This is a genomic window from Flavobacterium johnsoniae (assembly GCF_001879205.1).
Lineage (GTDB): Bacteria > Bacteroidota > Bacteroidia > Flavobacteriales > Flavobacteriaceae > Flavobacterium > Flavobacterium johnsoniae_A.
This window is the reverse complement of record NZ_MLFK01000010.1, coordinates 52,518-67,206: the sequence shown is the minus strand read 5'-3', so window position 1 is coordinate 67,206 and position 14,689 is coordinate 52,518. Positions and strand designations below refer to the sequence as shown.

General features: G+C 34.8%; 13 protein-coding genes. 7 read left to right on the top strand and 6 right to left on the bottom strand.

The window, feature by feature from the left end; translation table 11 throughout:
* The first annotated feature begins 102 nt into the window (after positions 1 to 102).
* Positions 103 to 696, top strand: a complete 594-nt coding sequence (locus tag BKM63_RS19370) for a murein L,D-transpeptidase catalytic domain-containing protein (protein WP_071638486.1) — start codon at positions 103 to 105, stop codon at positions 694 to 696.
* A 59-nt stretch (positions 697 to 755) separates the two neighbouring features.
* On the opposite strand, the gene BKM63_RS19365 is transcribed toward BKM63_RS19370, so the two are convergent.
* Positions 756 to 1,301: a hypothetical protein gene (locus BKM63_RS19365; RefSeq protein ID WP_083572289.1), complete on the bottom strand. Its 546-nt coding sequence runs from the start codon at positions 1,299 to 1,301 to the stop codon at positions 756 to 758.
* A gap of 55 nt (positions 1,302 to 1,356) precedes the next feature.
* Complete coding sequence (locus BKM63_RS19360) at positions 1,357 to 1,812, bottom strand: hypothetical protein (RefSeq protein WP_071638229.1); 456 nt, start codon at positions 1,810 to 1,812, stop codon at positions 1,357 to 1,359.
* A 247-nt stretch (positions 1,813 to 2,059) separates the two neighbouring features.
* On the opposite strand from BKM63_RS19360, the gene BKM63_RS19355 reads away from it, so the two are divergent.
* From BKM63_RS19355 to BKM63_RS19345, 3 genes are all read left to right on the top strand, one after another.
* Positions 2,060 to 4,087 (top strand): sensor histidine kinase, encoded by a 2,028-nt coding sequence (locus BKM63_RS19355; RefSeq protein ID WP_071638228.1) that lies wholly within the window; start codon positions 2,060 to 2,062, stop codon positions 4,085 to 4,087.
* Complete coding sequence (locus BKM63_RS19350) at positions 4,084 to 4,827, top strand: LytR/AlgR family response regulator transcription factor (RefSeq protein WP_207539281.1); 744 nt, start codon at positions 4,084 to 4,086, stop codon at positions 4,825 to 4,827. Before BKM63_RS19355 ends, BKM63_RS19350 begins: the two co-directional genes overlap by 4 nt.
* A 128-nt stretch (positions 4,828 to 4,955) precedes the next feature.
* Positions 4,956 to 5,285, top strand: coding sequence for a DUF4870 domain-containing protein (locus tag BKM63_RS19345; protein WP_071638226.1), 330 nt, complete (start codon positions 4,956 to 4,958; stop codon positions 5,283 to 5,285).
* Positions 5,286 to 5,573: 288 nt separating this feature from the next.
* On the opposite strand, the gene BKM63_RS19340 is transcribed toward BKM63_RS19345, so the two are convergent.
* The 3 genes from BKM63_RS19340 to nagA all read right to left on the bottom strand — a co-directional run bounded on the left by BKM63_RS19340 (position 5,574) and on the right by nagA (position 9,358).
* On the bottom strand, positions 5,574 to 6,608 hold the full coding sequence (locus BKM63_RS19340) for a PQQ-binding-like beta-propeller repeat protein (RefSeq protein WP_071638225.1): 1,035 nt from the start codon (positions 6,606 to 6,608) through the stop codon (positions 5,574 to 5,576).
* Positions 6,599 to 7,822, bottom strand: a complete 1,224-nt coding sequence (locus BKM63_RS19335) for a hypothetical protein (protein WP_071638224.1) — start codon at positions 7,820 to 7,822, stop codon at positions 6,599 to 6,601. Before BKM63_RS19335 ends, BKM63_RS19340 begins: the two co-directional genes overlap by 10 nt.
* Before the next feature lie 408 nt (positions 7,823 to 8,230).
* A complete protein-coding gene (gene nagA, locus BKM63_RS19330; protein WP_071638223.1) occupies positions 8,231 to 9,358 on the bottom strand; it encodes an N-acetylglucosamine-6-phosphate deacetylase in 1,128 nt (375 codons plus the stop codon).
* Positions 9,359 to 9,665: 307 nt separating this feature from the next.
* On the opposite strand from nagA, the gene BKM63_RS23975 reads away from it, so the two are divergent.
* The 3 genes from BKM63_RS23975 to BKM63_RS19320 are packed head-to-tail and all read left to right on the top strand — an operon-like array spanning position 9,666 to position 13,374.
* A complete protein-coding gene (locus BKM63_RS23975; RefSeq protein WP_242661189.1) occupies positions 9,666 to 10,616 on the top strand; it encodes a glycosyltransferase in 951 nt (316 codons plus the stop codon).
* Positions 10,532 to 11,845, top strand: a complete 1,314-nt coding sequence (locus tag BKM63_RS23970; RefSeq protein ID WP_242661188.1) for an HAD-IIB family hydrolase — start codon at positions 10,532 to 10,534, stop codon at positions 11,843 to 11,845. Before BKM63_RS23975 ends, BKM63_RS23970 begins: the two co-directional genes overlap by 85 nt.
* A gap of 8 nt (positions 11,846 to 11,853) precedes the next feature.
* On the top strand, positions 11,854 to 13,374 hold the full coding sequence (locus tag BKM63_RS19320) for a glycosyl hydrolase family 32 (RefSeq protein ID WP_071638222.1): 1,521 nt from the start codon (positions 11,854 to 11,856) through the stop codon (positions 13,372 to 13,374).
* Between the two features lie 70 nt (positions 13,375 to 13,444).
* On the opposite strand, the gene BKM63_RS19315 is transcribed toward BKM63_RS19320, so the two are convergent.
* Positions 13,445 to 14,686: an MFS transporter gene (locus BKM63_RS19315; RefSeq protein WP_071638221.1), complete on the bottom strand. Its 1,242-nt coding sequence runs from the start codon at positions 14,684 to 14,686 to the stop codon at positions 13,445 to 13,447.
* Positions 14,687 to 14,689 lie beyond the last annotated feature (3 nt).

The following is a 14,689-nucleotide window of genomic DNA, read 5'->3' as shown; positions in this document are numbered from 1 at the left end:
CGAGAAAAAAAGTCTTATTTTATTATTTTTCAGTCTTTTATGGGGTGTTTTTGATTTCGTTTGCATATTATATTTGCATGGCGAAATTTAAAAATGATTTTTATGAAGGTATTCAGTTTGGCTTTGTTTTTTGCTATGAGCTTTTTTAGTTTTCCAAAAGAAAACGAGGTTAAGCCAATAAATCTTGAAATTGAAAGATTTAATAATCATCTTGATGAAGTAAAGAGCATCATGAAGAATAGCGCTTCTTACAATAAAAAAATTGCCTTTTTTATTGATATGAGAATTAAGTCGGGTAAAAATAGATTTTTCGTTTATGATTTAGTCAACAATCAAATTTTAGAAGAAGGACTTGTTGCAAATGGTGCTGGTTCTGAAACGGGTATTAGAGGAGAATTAAAATTCAGTAATGAACCTGATTCTAAATGTACTTCTTTAGGACGTTATGTTATTGGTAAGCCGTATAAAGGAATGTTTGGGAAAGCTTATAAATTGGCTGGATTAGATGAAACGAACAGCAATGCGGCGAAAAGAGCAATCGTACTGCATTCTTATTCGGCAGTGCCAAATGAAGAACAGGATTATTATATTTCTAACAGCAAGGGATGCCCAATGGTAAGCGAAGCTTTCTTTAAAAAGCTGGAAAAAATTATAGACAATTCTAAATCAAGTATTGTTTTGAACATTTATTATTGATTTTTGAATGTTATATGTTTTAGTCCTGCAAGGTTTTCAAAACCCTGCAGGACTTTTAGTTATATTTTTTTGTATTCTACACCATGTTTGTCGGCGTATGGTAAAAGCAGATCCATTACTTTTTTATATTTTTTATCCAGTTCAACTCCTTTTGTATTGTCCAGATGTCTTGCTGCAAGATCAACTTCTTCTGCCGTTTTTCCGTCGTCGATCATTTTGGCGATTTTTGGAAAATCATTTCGTTGTATTTCCTGAGCGTACTCAAACAATTCAATTCCAGCTTTGATTATCGGTTTCGTTTCGTCTGTTTTACTTAGATTATTAATTTTTTTAATGTCTTCTTTAAATGTTTCTCCGTAGTAAAAATTAACTGCTTCAACACAGGTAGACGGGCGCATTGATTTTTTATCATCGGCCAGAGTCTGTAAAGTTCCATTGGCTTTCATTTGACGGTATTCTTTAAAAATGCGTTCAAAACTTGACGGAACTTTATTAGCATTTAATCCAATCTGCTGAAAAACCGTATCGGGACTGTCATTAAAAAGATTACATGAAAACAGGAGGCTTGTAAGAAATAATAAGGCAGTGATTTTGTTGATTTTCATATGCAAATTTTTATGTTGTACAGTTTGAAATGGACTCTGTCTTAACGCCGCTATTTTATTGAATAGTTACGCCGTCTATAATTATTAAAGTGCAATATAAAGAATAATAAGAACTTGAATAATCGCCTGTTAGCTGATCGCTTAAGGAGTCTAATTTGGCTCCTTTAAATTCGAATTTTCTGGATGGTGTTTTTCCATATGTATCTACCATTGTAATTTGTCCGTCGAGACCATCTTTACTTGTTGCAAAAGCGCGAAGTAAATTGATATCTTGTTTTTCAAAATCAAGATTGAAAAAGTAAGTTCTGTTATTTGTTTTATCAGCCGGATCCTTATAATTTTCCCCTTTGGTAAAGGAAACCGTAGCAGATCGTATAGGGACCGTAATGGTTTTGTTTCCGTCTTTTACTGAGATTTCTATTTTTGTGCGTTTATCATCGCTCTGTCCAAATGAAATTTGAGCTAAAAAACAAAAACAGATTACTAATATTGAAAGGATTTTCTTATTCATGATAGATTTAAATTTTAAATTATTTATTAGAACAAGATTACTTCATAGCCGGCCCATTAACAATTGAGAATTGGTAAATGGAGGATTTGGATTTTTATTTGGTTAATTCTGAAATATATTGAGATTTCACTTCGATTTTGAACTTGTTTAAGCTGTTGTTTTTTAATGTTTTATCAAATAAAAACCACTTAAAAATGTTTGGTCAGTATATTGACAATTTGTATTTTGCCAGTAATTACGACTATTTATGCGCCAAATTTTTACAATTGATTTATTTAATTTACGAAAGCAGCAATTATTTTTTTATGTTTTGTTTTCGCTTTTAGCCTTATCCAAAATTCAGGCTCAGGGTATTTCTCCTATCGAAAAAATGGCAGCCGAGGGTTATGCCAAACGTTTTTCTGACACTGTTTCGTGCTTAAAAATACAGCAGAAGGCTCTTAGTTTAGCACAGCTAAATAAGAACAAAGAGGACGAAGTTATTTGTTATGCTTATTTGGCGCTTACACAACGGCGGCTACTTGATTTAAAGGAGTTTATGCATTATGCTGATACTGCTTTTTATCTTTCGCAGCATGTAAAAAAAATAAGGACAAAGGCCCATGCATCTGCAGCAATGGGAGCTTTAAAATCGTATATAGAAGACAAACCTCAGGCACTTAATTATTTATTAGAAGCTTATAGGTTATTCTCTAAAATAAAAGCACACGATCAATGTGCTAAAATAGCATCGGATATATCCTATTTATTTTCGCCCGCTTCGCCGACTAAAGTAGAAAAGTATGCGAGAGAAGCCATGATTCATGCAGAAAAATCAGGTAATCCGGAGAGTCAGCTGCATGCAAGGCTCGCACTGGGTGGCTTTTTGAGTGATAAGTTAGAAACCGGCGGCTTATTTGATTGGGAAGCGGCAATAAAATTCTTTGAAGAAACGGTTGCTTTGGCAGAAAAAAATGCTGATAAAATTGTAAGCAAAAGCAATATTGGAATTGCTTATTTAAATTTAGCCGATCTTTATAGTAAAGGCCCGCAGCCAATTAATGAAAAAGCTTTTTTAATGAATTTAGAAAAAGCTACGGCAATTGCTAAAAAGTACAATGTGAGAATTATTTATCGAAGTGCGATTGGACTTAAAGGTTTTTATTTAACTCAAAAAGGAAATTATAGTCAGGCAGAACTTCTTTTTATTGAAGGTATTAATTATCAAAAAAGCCTTCCGTATACAGATAACTATCTTTTTGCTGCTTTTTACAGCTGTTTAAAAGATGTTGCTGTCAAAAGAAAAGATTTTCAGGCTTATTACAACTATGATACGCTTTATGCAAAATATACGCAGTTAAAATATAAAGAGTCAACACAATCATTGCTTCAAAATGCTGAGGCGAGGTACGAATCGTCTAAAAAAGCAGAAAGAATTAAACAGCTGGAATTAGAAAATGAACTGGAACAAAAGAATAAACTACTGGGTTACGGTATTGCCGGAGTTTTATTGATAGGTCTCGTATTTATGTTTCGTTCGTATTATTACCGTCAGAGGTATTATCAAAACCGTGAGGATTTTCTAAAACAGGAACAGGCCAACAACGAACTTAAAATGCAGCTGATGGAAAAGGAAACGATCGAAAATCTTGCGGCGCGTTTGTCTTTAGAAAGAAGATTACTTCGTTCGCAAATGGATCCGCATTTTATTTTTAATGCTTTAGGAAATATTCAAAGTATGATTCTCCAGAAAGATACAATTCCGGCAGTTTCGTATCTAAATAAATTTTCGAAGCTCACGAGACAGATTTTAGAACAATCTCGAAAAGAAACGATTTCTCTTGAAGAAGAAATCAATACTCTGAAAAATTACATCGAACTGCAGCAGCTTCGTTTAAATAATGGTTTTGACTATATTATTGAATGCGATGAAAACGTCGAAAAAGAAGTTTTAATTCCTCCGTTATTGATTCAGCCTTTTATAGAAAATGCGGTTGAACATGGTTTAAAACCCCAGGAAAATAACGTGCATGGTTTGATCGAAATTTATTTTAAAGAAGATGAAACAAATCAGAGTTTAATTTGTACGATTAAAGACAATGGAATAGGTTTGGCGGCTTCAAGAAAATTAAAATTAAACGATACGCATCAATCTCTTTCGACTACAATTACTGACGAAAGATTGTCTAAAATGCAAAAAGAAAATCCCAATGCCGGATTTACGGTCCAGGAAAGAGATATCGAAACAGACGGACAAGGTGTTATTGTAATTATAAATATTCCTATTTTATCATGATATATAAAACGATAATTATTGAAGACGAACATCGATTGAGAGAAGCTTTGTCTATTATGCTCGAAATGGTTTCTAACGATACTATTCAGATAATTGGATATGCGGAGAGTGTTGATGAGGCAAAAAAAATGATCGACAGACTTAAACCTGATTTAGTTTTTATGGATATTATGCTGAAGGACGGAACTGGTTTTGAGGTTTTGCAGGGACTTTCATTTCATTCGTTTCATCTCATATTTACAACAGCTTTTGAACAGCATGCTGTTAATGCTTTTAAATACAGTGCTATAGATTATCTGTTGAAGCCAATTGATCCGCTGGAATTAAAAATGGCTATTGAGCGTATTGCGGTTTTAGAGGAAAAAGTTCTGGAAAAACAACAGCTGGCAGAACTGCAGACTAATCTTTCTAAAACACCGGACCGACTTGTTCTGCCCACGCAGGAAGCGATGTATGTAGTTAAATTAGATCAGATTTTGCGATGCGAAACTTCGGGTTCGTATACCACATTTTTTCTAACAGACGGCCGAAAAATTATGGTTTCCAAGCCTTTAAAAAACTATGAAGATATTTTGCTTTCACCAATGTTTTTCAGGGTTCACCAATCGCATTTAATTAATGTAAATTCTATTTTGAGTTATTCCCGGGAAGGAATGGTTCACATGAATGATAAATCGGTTGTACCCATTTCGAGAGGAAAGAAGGAACAGTTTTTTAAACTCATGAAAGATGAAATTTAATTTTAATTGTTCACACTGCTTATGTATTGAAGTACTGCAAATACCAATTGAAAACCGCCAATGACAAAGTGATTATTTTGTTTTGTTTTCATTGTATCTACTTTTGGATCATACAAATAAATAGAACCATGAATAATAAAACCTTATCAATCCTGAGCTACGTTACCATTATTGGATGGATCATAGCCTTCGTAAAAAGCAAAGATGTATCACCAAAAAGTGATCTTGTAACGTATCACCTTAAACAAGGCTTCGGAATTTTTCTTTTCTCATTAGTAGTAAATATTCTGCTTTCGGTTATTGTAACGATAGTGCCTTCACTTTATTTCTTAAGTTACATTGGTTACGTGATTTTCATTTTATGGATTTTCGGAATCATCAATGCCGCGAATGAGCAAAAGAAACCAATTCCGGTTATTGGGCAGATGTTTGAAGATAAATTTAGTTTCGTAAACTAAGTTTTCAATTTTAGACTTTTAGCAGTTTTTTTTTTTGAATAGTACAATCTCATTGTATTCCTATTATTTTACAATTTGTGAATAGTAAAAAAAACGGATCAGCTTCTAAATTTATTTAACTTGTAGTTTGTCAATAACGATGCTGAGAGGTTTATAATACAGAACACAATGCTGAAAATAATTCTGATTTAGAAAAAGAGAGTTCGCTTGAACTGTTTCTTTTTTTATTAACCAAAAAAGCCTTTAAAGTTTTGATTTTAAAGGCTTTTCTTTTGTATTTACAATAAACTAGTTTTTCTGTTCCGCAATTGTAGATTTATTAAGTTTAATGATTCTTATTTTACCATTTGTATTATCAGACAAGAAAATATGATCATTAAGCTGCGCTGTACTTACAATGCTTCCAAAAGGATTTTGTCCCAGAATATCTGAAGAGTTAACTAGCGGTTTGTAGCTTTTCTTGATAAAATCTTCTTTTGAATACAAACGCACAAAATTACTGCTTCCTGAATTTTCTGATGTTACAGCAAAATCATTGGTGAAAGCAACAGAAATTGGTTTAATATCCGTAAACGGAGTTTTGGAAGGCTCGATAGGAGTAGTTAAAGAAGCAGCTGCATTTGCTTTAATATTGGCAATATTGTAGTACAAATAGCTTTTAGCATCTCTTCCGGCTACAACTAAATTTCCTGAATAAACATCCATAGAGTATACTTCCGTCCATCCGTTTAAAGTATTTAGTTTTGCAATAGGAGTTAACTTCCAACTGCTTGTTTCGGTAATCTGCGACGTTTCAAAAACTTTGATGCTTTTCTCTTTTTCTTTTACAAATATCAATCCGTCTTTTACAACAACACCAAAGACGTGCACAAAAGTTTCCCACCAGTTACCGTTTCCAACTGTATTGATACCCAGTGTTGTGGCTTCATCAAGAACAAAAAGTCTCGAATCGATGCTTCCTACATAAATTCTGCCGTTGTCAATGCTTATCGATGATAATTGAGTAAACGGTATTGTCGTAGTTCCTTTTGTGTAATTTGCGATAGTTTTGATATGCGCCAGAGTTACTGCATTAAACACTTCCAAAACATCTCCGTTGCACACATACAGTTTTTCTTTAGAAATTGCGATACCTTTTGGATCTAACGTTCCGGTGCCGTCTCCAATTTGTTTGGCCGTGATCGATGCATCTTCGGTAGGATAGTAATAATCGTAATTTGTTGGTTCTATATCGTAGCTGTCTTTACTGCAGCTTGTAATAAAGCAAAGCAATAAGATTAAAAAAGGCAGTCTGTTCATCTTGATTTTGTTGATTAATTCCATTTTCCTTCTCCTTTATATTTTAATAAAAATGGATTTTTTTGGTTTACAGTAAATACAGGTTTTTTGTAAGTTCCTGATAAATAAGATGTTTTTGTCCATCCTTTTAGTACTTCAGGATCTGTAAACGGCAGGTCATTTAGATAAATCAGGTATTTATAAAAATGAGTCAGCATTTCCTGCTGGCCTCCGCCTTCGCCGCTGTTTGCTAAATTACTGCTGTGGCTAAAACCAATATGATGCGAATATTCGTGCGACCAAACCGACATTTCTCCAAGCCAGTGCCCGCTGATATATCCAGATTCCCATTGCGAAGCCAAAGCGCCTCCGCCCCAGGCTGAGTCACCGCCTACCATTGCCATATTAAGAGTTCGGCCGTCAAGATAGTCCCAGTATATTTTTTCGATTTGTTCTTTAGTGTAATAATCGTAAGTTCCGTTGGCATCCTCTGTATTCCCGTGCCAGTTTAGTGCACCATTTATTGCAGTTCCGGCCAGATCAGCCTGTTCTTTTTTGTATTTGTCAAAATTCGTAAAAGTGCTGTAATAAAGAGGATGGCTCAGGGCATACGAGTAATTGATAATCATCGTGATGGCTTCTTTTGCCAAAACAGGATTCATTGGCAGGTATTTACCAAGATCATTTAAATGATAAGAATCGCTGAACTGAACTAAATGCGATGATTTTATTTTTTTGAATTTTTGAAATAAAGGATCGCTTGACTCTACTGAAAATTCGATTGCGCCAGAAGAAAAACCTTCAATTTTATCAATCGTAACAGTATTTCCTGTTTCTAATTCGTAATCATTTTTACCCTCTGTAAGCGGGATTTTATGAAATGATCTGTGAAAAGCCGGAACTTTTGTAAAATTGTAAATCAAAAATCGTTTCTCGTAATTAGGCAGTTTTGCGTAGATTTTTACATCAGTAAGTCCAACAGGGGAATACAGGGAAATTTGAACAGAATCTTTTCCTTTTTGAATGACCTGCATTGGTTGGTTGACTCTAAACCAGCGGTCTTTATTGTCATACATTCTAGAAGCACTTTCGTTGTCTTCAAACATAGTCATGGGTCTGTTTCCTGCTGGTAATGCTGTTGCATCAATACTTGGAAGATAATTGGGCTGATAAGGATCACCTTCGGTTTCGTGATCACTGCAGCTAAAAGCTATACCTGCACTCAGCGCAAGTAAAAAATAATGAAAGCTTTTTTTCATAGGTTAATAAAGTTTTGGGGGTTGTTATTCAAACGCAAAACTATCAATAAACTTGTTTTAAACAAGCGTGTCGATAGAAAAATGCAGATTTAATTTGTGATAAAAGTAGGTTTTTTTGGATTTTTGCTCGAACACACTCATCATTTAGTTAATTTTCAGATGCTTTAAGAAGATTCGGATTTTTGCAAAAACGAAGATAGAAATGAACTAAAAAAGAAACTTTCAAATTTGATTAAAATGCTTTTGATTTTGTGCAGCAACGGGCGTTGTTATTTCAAACTAAAACATTCAAAAGGTTTAGTTTTTTTATATGCTATTGATTCTTATTTGGTTAAAAGAGTTTGTATGGCAAAACGATGCAGAAAACCACAGAAAGAAAAAGAATAAGAATTAAGGCAACTTCCGGATTTATGAATTTTTAGGAAAGTTCAAACTCTCAATTTGAGATAAATCATCATTAAATTTGACAAAACTGGCAGGAAATCCGGATTTTATTTTTCCTAATTTGTTTTCCATGCCTATAGCCGCCGCAACTCTCGATGACGCCATTTTTATTGCTTCATCAGCAGAAACATTTAAATGATTATAAGCATTTTGAACCGCATCCTGCATAGAAATTGCAGCTCCGGCCAAATTGCCGTCTTCATTTCTGTAAAAACCGTTTTCTAAATGTGCATCAAAATTATCCCATTTAAAATTATCTATTTTACGTCCCAGAAAAGTAGCGTCGCTAATCAAAAAGAATTTGTCCTGTTTTAGTTTATAAGCCACTTTTGCGGCGGCATAATCACAATGGGCTCCGTCTAAAATTACAGGAGCATATACGTTTTCATTTTCGAAAACAGCACCTACTAAGCCGGGTTCACGATGGCCAAACTGGGTCATGGCATTAAAAAGATGTGTCACCAGATTAATTCCTTTCGAAAAATAATGCTGCGCTTCTTTATAGCCCATTGTAGAATGTCCGGCTGAAATTACGATACCGCTTTCTAAAAGCATATTTAATTGCTCATCCGTAAAACATTCCGGAGCAATGGTAATGACCTTGATGACATCTTTTCCGTATTTGATAATTTCTTCAAGTTCGGTATTTGTGGGTTTGCGAACCTGATCAATACTGTGTGCACCGCGTTTTAACGGATTTAGAAAAGGACCTTCTAAATGCATTCCGATTACGCCGTTATTATGGTTTTTAATATAATTTCGTGTCGCTTCAATTCCTTGTAAAATGGTTTCTTTTGATGATGAAATTAAACAAGGCAAAACTTGTGTTGTACCAAACTTTAGGCTTGAGTCGTAAATATCCTGAATCGTTGCTTCGTTTGGGGTCTGGCTGAAATAATACTTTTCACCGCCATTTATCTGAATATCTATAAAACCGGCTCCAATATGTTTTCCTTGTAAATCAATCGTTTCAATGTCATTTGGAAGGTCTTTTTGTACCGAAAGAATAATTCCGTTTTCGATGATAATTACACCCTTATCGATTATTTCATCACCCGTATGTACAATTGTATTGAAGATTGCCTGTTTCATTTTTTGATTTTAGTTCCTTGTTTTTTGTTGATGGCTGTGAAAACTATGTTTTTTTTCAAATATAAATAAGTAATCGCAAATATACATTTCATCGTTTCTGCTTTTACAATTTTCTTAAAAATTCTGTTTCTTTCATCATCATTTCTATTTTCATTGCCGAATTTTATAATTTAATGAAATTCTGTTTTAATAAATCAAATGTTTTCAAGGTTTTTTCATGTGGGAACTATGTAAATTTAAACTGTAATTATTTCAATTTTATCGCTGGAGGCATAGTAACTTGAACTTTCAAAACAACAATGCACGAATGATGAAAAAATTACGAATCTCATTAATTAATATTCACGGACTTTTAAAGGGGTCAGGTCTTGAAATAGGACGCGACGCTGATAATGGCGGACAAACGAAATATGTATACGAACTAGCCGAATTTTTATCACAGCATGAAGATGTAGAACAGGTACATTTATTTACCAGATTGATTGATGATCCTGCGCTTTCGCCGGAATATGCTGTTCCTGTTGAAATAATCAATGAAAAATTAGACATACGCCGAATTCCCTTTCTGGGAAAAAAATACAAAGCCAAAGAACAATTATGGGAAGGACTCGACACTTTTGTAAACGGCGTTGTACAGCATATTAAGTCGCACAATATTTTTCCGGACTGGATTCATTCTCATTACGGCGATGCCGGATATGCCGCGGCAGAATTGTCGGCAATATTAAATATTCCATTTGCCCATACAGGCCATTCGCTTGGTTTTTATAAAAAGAAAAAACTACTCGAAAGCGGTCAAAACGAAGAAGAACTTGAAAAAAGATTTAAGTTTAAAGAAAGAATCGCCGCAGAAGAAAAAACATTAGAACTTTCAGAATTTATAGTTACTTCTACCGAGCAGGAAATCGAAACTTATAAAGCCTATAAAAACTTTGAATTAGGAAAATACCACGCTATTTCTCCCGGAATTGATACCCGAAAATTTGCTCCTTATTATTTTCAGGAAACCGATATTGATAAGCAAATGGAAGAAACCCAGCGGAAATACTGGGTATCGGAGACTATTTCTAAATTCTTAACCAATCCGCACAAACCTTTTATTCTGGCACTTTCAAGGCCGGACCGTCATAAAAATCTTCATACTCTGATTGATGTTTATGGAAAGACAAAGAATTGCAGAGTATTGCCAATCTGGTCATTTTTGCGGGAATACGTAAAGACATTGCCAAAATGCCCGAGTCTGAAAAAGACGTTTTAACCGATTTATTACTTTTAATGGATAAATACGATTTGTACGGAAAAATGGCGATTCCAAAAAAGCACGATGTTGAGAATGAAGTTTCTATTATCTATCGTTATGCTGCCGAAAAACGAGGCGTATTTGTAAATCTGGCGCTGCATGAAAATTTCGGTTTAACCGTTATAGAATCGGCTAGTTCAGGACTTCCGGTTGTGGTTACAAAAAACGGCGGACCTTCAGAAATTATTCCGGTCTGCCAAAACGGTGAATTAGTTGATCCGCAAGATGAAAATCAAATTAAAAAAGCCCTTAGAAATATTCTAACCGATGAAAATCAATGGAAATATTATTCGAATAACGGCGCTATAAACATTCAAAAGCATTACAGCTGGCTGAGCCATGTGAATCAATATGTAGAATTGGTCAACGAAAATTTATCCTTGTCTTCCGGCGCGGGAATAAAAAAACTGCATTATCCCAATATTAATGTTGATCGTTTGAAAAGAAAAATTGACCATTTATTAGTTTCTGATATTGACGGAACGCTGATCGAACCCAAATTGAACAATCCGGGGCTAAAGGAGTTAAAAGCATATCTCGTAAACCGTACAGGAAAAATGGCTTTTGCGATGGCTTCGGGCAGGAATTTAACGCTTGTAAAAAAAATTATAAATGAAGAACAGTTTCCACTGCCTGATTTTATAATCTGTTCTGTAGGAACTGAGATTTATTACACAAACGGGAAAGATTATATTTTAGACAAAGGCTGGGCAAAATTCCTGGCCGGGAGATGGAAAAGAGAAGATATTGTAAACCGTCTTAAGGAGGTTAAATGGATTCAGCTTCAGGAAGAAAATGCCCAAAATCCTTATAAAATTTCCTATTATTATGAAAAGGAACATTATAACCATGAAGAATTAATCAGGGTTTTAGGAACGGGATGGTATAAGGTTAATATAATTCCGAGTCACGGTCAGTTTCTGGATTTTATTCCGAAACGTGCATCTAAAGGAAATGCGATAAAGTTTTTGTGCCGAAAATGGGCAATTCCGTTAAGTAATGTCATCGCTGCCGGAGATTCCGGTAACGATATTGATATGTTCAGGGGACCTGTAAAAGGCATTATAGTAGGCAACAGAAGCGCAGAACTCGCTGAATATGAAACTACAAAAAGTATTTATGTAGCCAAAACCAATGCTTCTGAAGGAATTTTGGAAGGATTAAAACATTATAAAATAATTAAATAAGTAATAAAATGTATTCAGGATCAGGATTTAGCAACTGGGAAATAGGAGACGTTGATATATTTATTGATGAAAACGGAGTGCATCATTTGTTTCATTTGATTATTCCCAATCACGATTATATTGCACATGCGGTATCAAAAGACGGACTTTCGTGGAAAAGGGTAAAAAATGCCCTTTGGGTAGGAGAACCGGGAGAATGGGACGATGATATGTTGTGGACCATGCACGTGAGCAAAAAGACAGATGGAGGAGGTTATGAAATGTACTATACCGGTCTCAAACGTCAGGATAAAGGAATTGAACAGAAAATTGGAAGAGCTGTTTCAATAGATTTAATTCATTGGAAAAAAGAAAATTTGCACGGACTTCCCTTTAAAAGTGAAGCACCACATTACGAAAGCGCAACCAATAATCCACGCAAATGGATTAGCTTTCGGGATCCTTTTAAATATCAATATCAAGGAGAAGATTATCTGCTGATTTGTGCAAGAAGTGCTTCCGGACCAACTTATAGAAGAGGCTGTATTGGTGTAGCCAAAAAAGAAGACGATGGTTTTGTACTTCAAAAACCACTTCATATTCCGTATGTTTATGACGATGTAGAATGCCCTTGCGTGGTCGAAATTAAAGGTTCGCATTATCTGCTGGGTTCAATAAGGGAAGATATTAAAGTTCGGTATTGGATGGCTCCGGAATTTAAAGGCGAATATTGTGCTTTTCATAATAATGTATTGCTTCCGCAGGGAAATTATGCAGCGAGAGTCGTAAAGGATGGAGAGCATTTTTTACTCTATAATTTTTATTTTGCCGATGGAAATGTGAATACACATCGCGTAATTCCGCCCCCAAAAGAACTTGATATTGATCCAAGCGGAAGGCTTTTACTGAAAACGTACCATCATTGGGAGAATTTATATCAAAAGTCAATATTGCAGAAAGATCTGCCGCATCCTTTGCCCATTTTAGGAAATCCCACCGCCGAATTTCAAATCGAAAACGAAAGCAAATGGAGATTTGGCTGCCGAAGCGGTTATGAAATTTATTGTTTCGAAAAACCTTCAATGGATTTTGTCTGGGAAGGAACGCTTTCTGTAGAAGGAATGGGAAAAACCGGATTTGTAATCGAATGTGATAAAGAAGGAACAGGATATTATATTTCAATAGATTTTATGAATGGTTTTGTACAGTTCAGGGCTTGGGGATTTAATGAAAAGGACGTGAAGAATAATTTTATTTTTGAAAACATTCAAACCAATCAATTTGAGATTCACGAAAACAAGCAAATCTATTTTAAGATAATCCGTTACGGAAATTATTATGAGCTGTCTATAAATGAAATTGTAAAACTGACTTTACTGGATTTTAAATACAGTGAAGGAAAAATAGGAATCTATGTCTGTTCTGCAGTGGTTGCTGTCACAGATTCAAAAATTCACACTATTCCGGAACCCGAAAACGAATATGCGGCTTCTGACCCTGATAAATATTTAAAGGATTATATGAGAATCACGCAGATTCAACCTCAATAAATTAAAGTCTTTTAATAAAAAAAACTCCCAATATACTTGGGAGTTTTCTATTTGTTTTCTTTTAAAGAAATTAAAACTTATTCGGTTTAGCTTCGACAATCTTACTCACCCTGAATACCAAATAAATAGTAAGTAACATGATGGCAGAAGCAACCATGGCTAAAATGTCATAATGTTCCAGCGGTGCATAACTGTCTTTTTGATAAATAATAAATCCGGCAATTACGGCTCCAAAACCTCCTGCCATCTGCTGTAAAGACGAGTTGATACTCATAAAGGCACCACGATCCTGCGGATCAGGAACTGCAGAAGTTAAAGTTGTAGACGGAACCATTCTGCTCATAATAGTAGCCATCATAAAAACGTTGATAACTAATACAATCCAAAATGGTGTTGGACCAAAATGAGAGTAAATATTAATTAAAATAACCGCCATTACCGTTGCCACTGCAAAGATTTTAAATTTATTTACCTTATCGCTCAGTTTACCAATAAAAGGCATTGTAATTAAAGTAGCGATTCCGGTAATCATAAATAACAAAGGTAATTCTTCGTTAGTTACTTTAAGGTTGTTTATGGCAAAAGCACTTCCAAAAGGCATCATCATGAAACCTCCAATAGAGAGCAGGGCAGTAGATAAAAAACCTACCTGATAGTTCTTTTTTGAAATAGTATGGATTAAATGCAATAAGGCAGTTTTCTCTTGTTTTAATTTTAAATGCTCTGTAATTGGATTTAATTTTAAATACAAAACCATCGTAATAATTGCTGCCATTGCCGCAATCCATAAAAATGGCACGTGCCAGCCCCAGGCATTTGCAATGTATAAACCAATCGGGATACCAAGAACCTGACTTACGCCAAATCCCATCTGAATAAATCCCATTACTTTACCACGCTGCTGCAAGCTGAATAAATCAGCTACAATAGCCATAGAGATAGAACCAATTACACCGCCAAATAAACCGGTGAAAATTCGGGCCGCTACCAATAGAAAAAAGTTGGGAGCTATTGCACAAAACAAAGTTCCTACTGTAAAGCCAATGTAAAAGAAAAGCAACAGCTTTTTTCGGTCAAATTTATCTGCGAATCCCGCGGTCAGCAATCCTGAAATACCAGCGCTGAATGCATAAGCAGAAACGGCAACACCAAATTGAGATGCCGTAATTTTTAAAGTTTTCATCATAATATCGCCCAGAGGAGACATTACCATAAAATCAAGCACAACAGTAAATTGTGTAATGGCTAAAAGAAAAATAACAAGTTTTTGATAGCCATTAAAACTTGGTGCCAGAGTTTGTTTTTCGTTCATATA

What these genes read in the sequence shown, in the direction of transcription:
- BKM63_RS19370 (WP_071638486.1), top strand. Translation starts at nt 103, where the DNA reads ATGAAGGTATTCAGTTTGGCTTTGTTTTTTGCTATGAGCTTTTTTAGT.
- BKM63_RS19365 (WP_083572289.1), bottom strand. Translation starts at nt 1,301, where the DNA reads ATGAAAATCAACAAAATCACTGCCTTATTATTTCTTACAAGCCTCCTG.
- BKM63_RS19360 (WP_071638229.1), bottom strand. Translation starts at nt 1,812, where the DNA reads ATGAATAAGAAAATCCTTTCAATATTAGTAATCTGTTTTTGTTTTTTA.
- BKM63_RS19355 (WP_071638228.1), top strand. Translation starts at nt 2,060, where the DNA reads ATGCGCCAAATTTTTACAATTGATTTATTTAATTTACGAAAGCAGCAA.
- BKM63_RS19350 (WP_207539281.1), top strand. Translation starts at nt 4,084, where the DNA reads ATGATATATAAAACGATAATTATTGAAGACGAACATCGATTGAGAGAA.
- BKM63_RS19345 (WP_071638226.1), top strand. Translation starts at nt 4,956, where the DNA reads ATGAATAATAAAACCTTATCAATCCTGAGCTACGTTACCATTATTGGA.
- BKM63_RS19340 (WP_071638225.1), bottom strand. Translation starts at nt 6,608, where the DNA reads ATGGAATTAATCAACAAAATCAAGATGAACAGACTGCCTTTTTTAATC.
- BKM63_RS19335 (WP_071638224.1), bottom strand. Translation starts at nt 7,822, where the DNA reads ATGAAAAAAAGCTTTCATTATTTTTTACTTGCGCTGAGTGCAGGTATA.
- nagA (WP_071638223.1), bottom strand. Translation starts at nt 9,358, where the DNA reads ATGAAACAGGCAATCTTCAATACAATTGTACATACGGGTGATGAAATA.
- BKM63_RS23975 (WP_242661189.1), top strand. Translation starts at nt 9,666, where the DNA reads ATGATGAAAAAATTACGAATCTCATTAATTAATATTCACGGACTTTTA.
- BKM63_RS19320 (WP_071638222.1), top strand. Translation starts at nt 11,854, where the DNA reads ATGTATTCAGGATCAGGATTTAGCAACTGGGAAATAGGAGACGTTGAT.
- BKM63_RS19315 (WP_071638221.1), bottom strand. Translation starts at nt 14,686, where the DNA reads ATGAACGAAAAACAAACTCTGGCACCAAGTTTTAATGGCTATCAAAAA.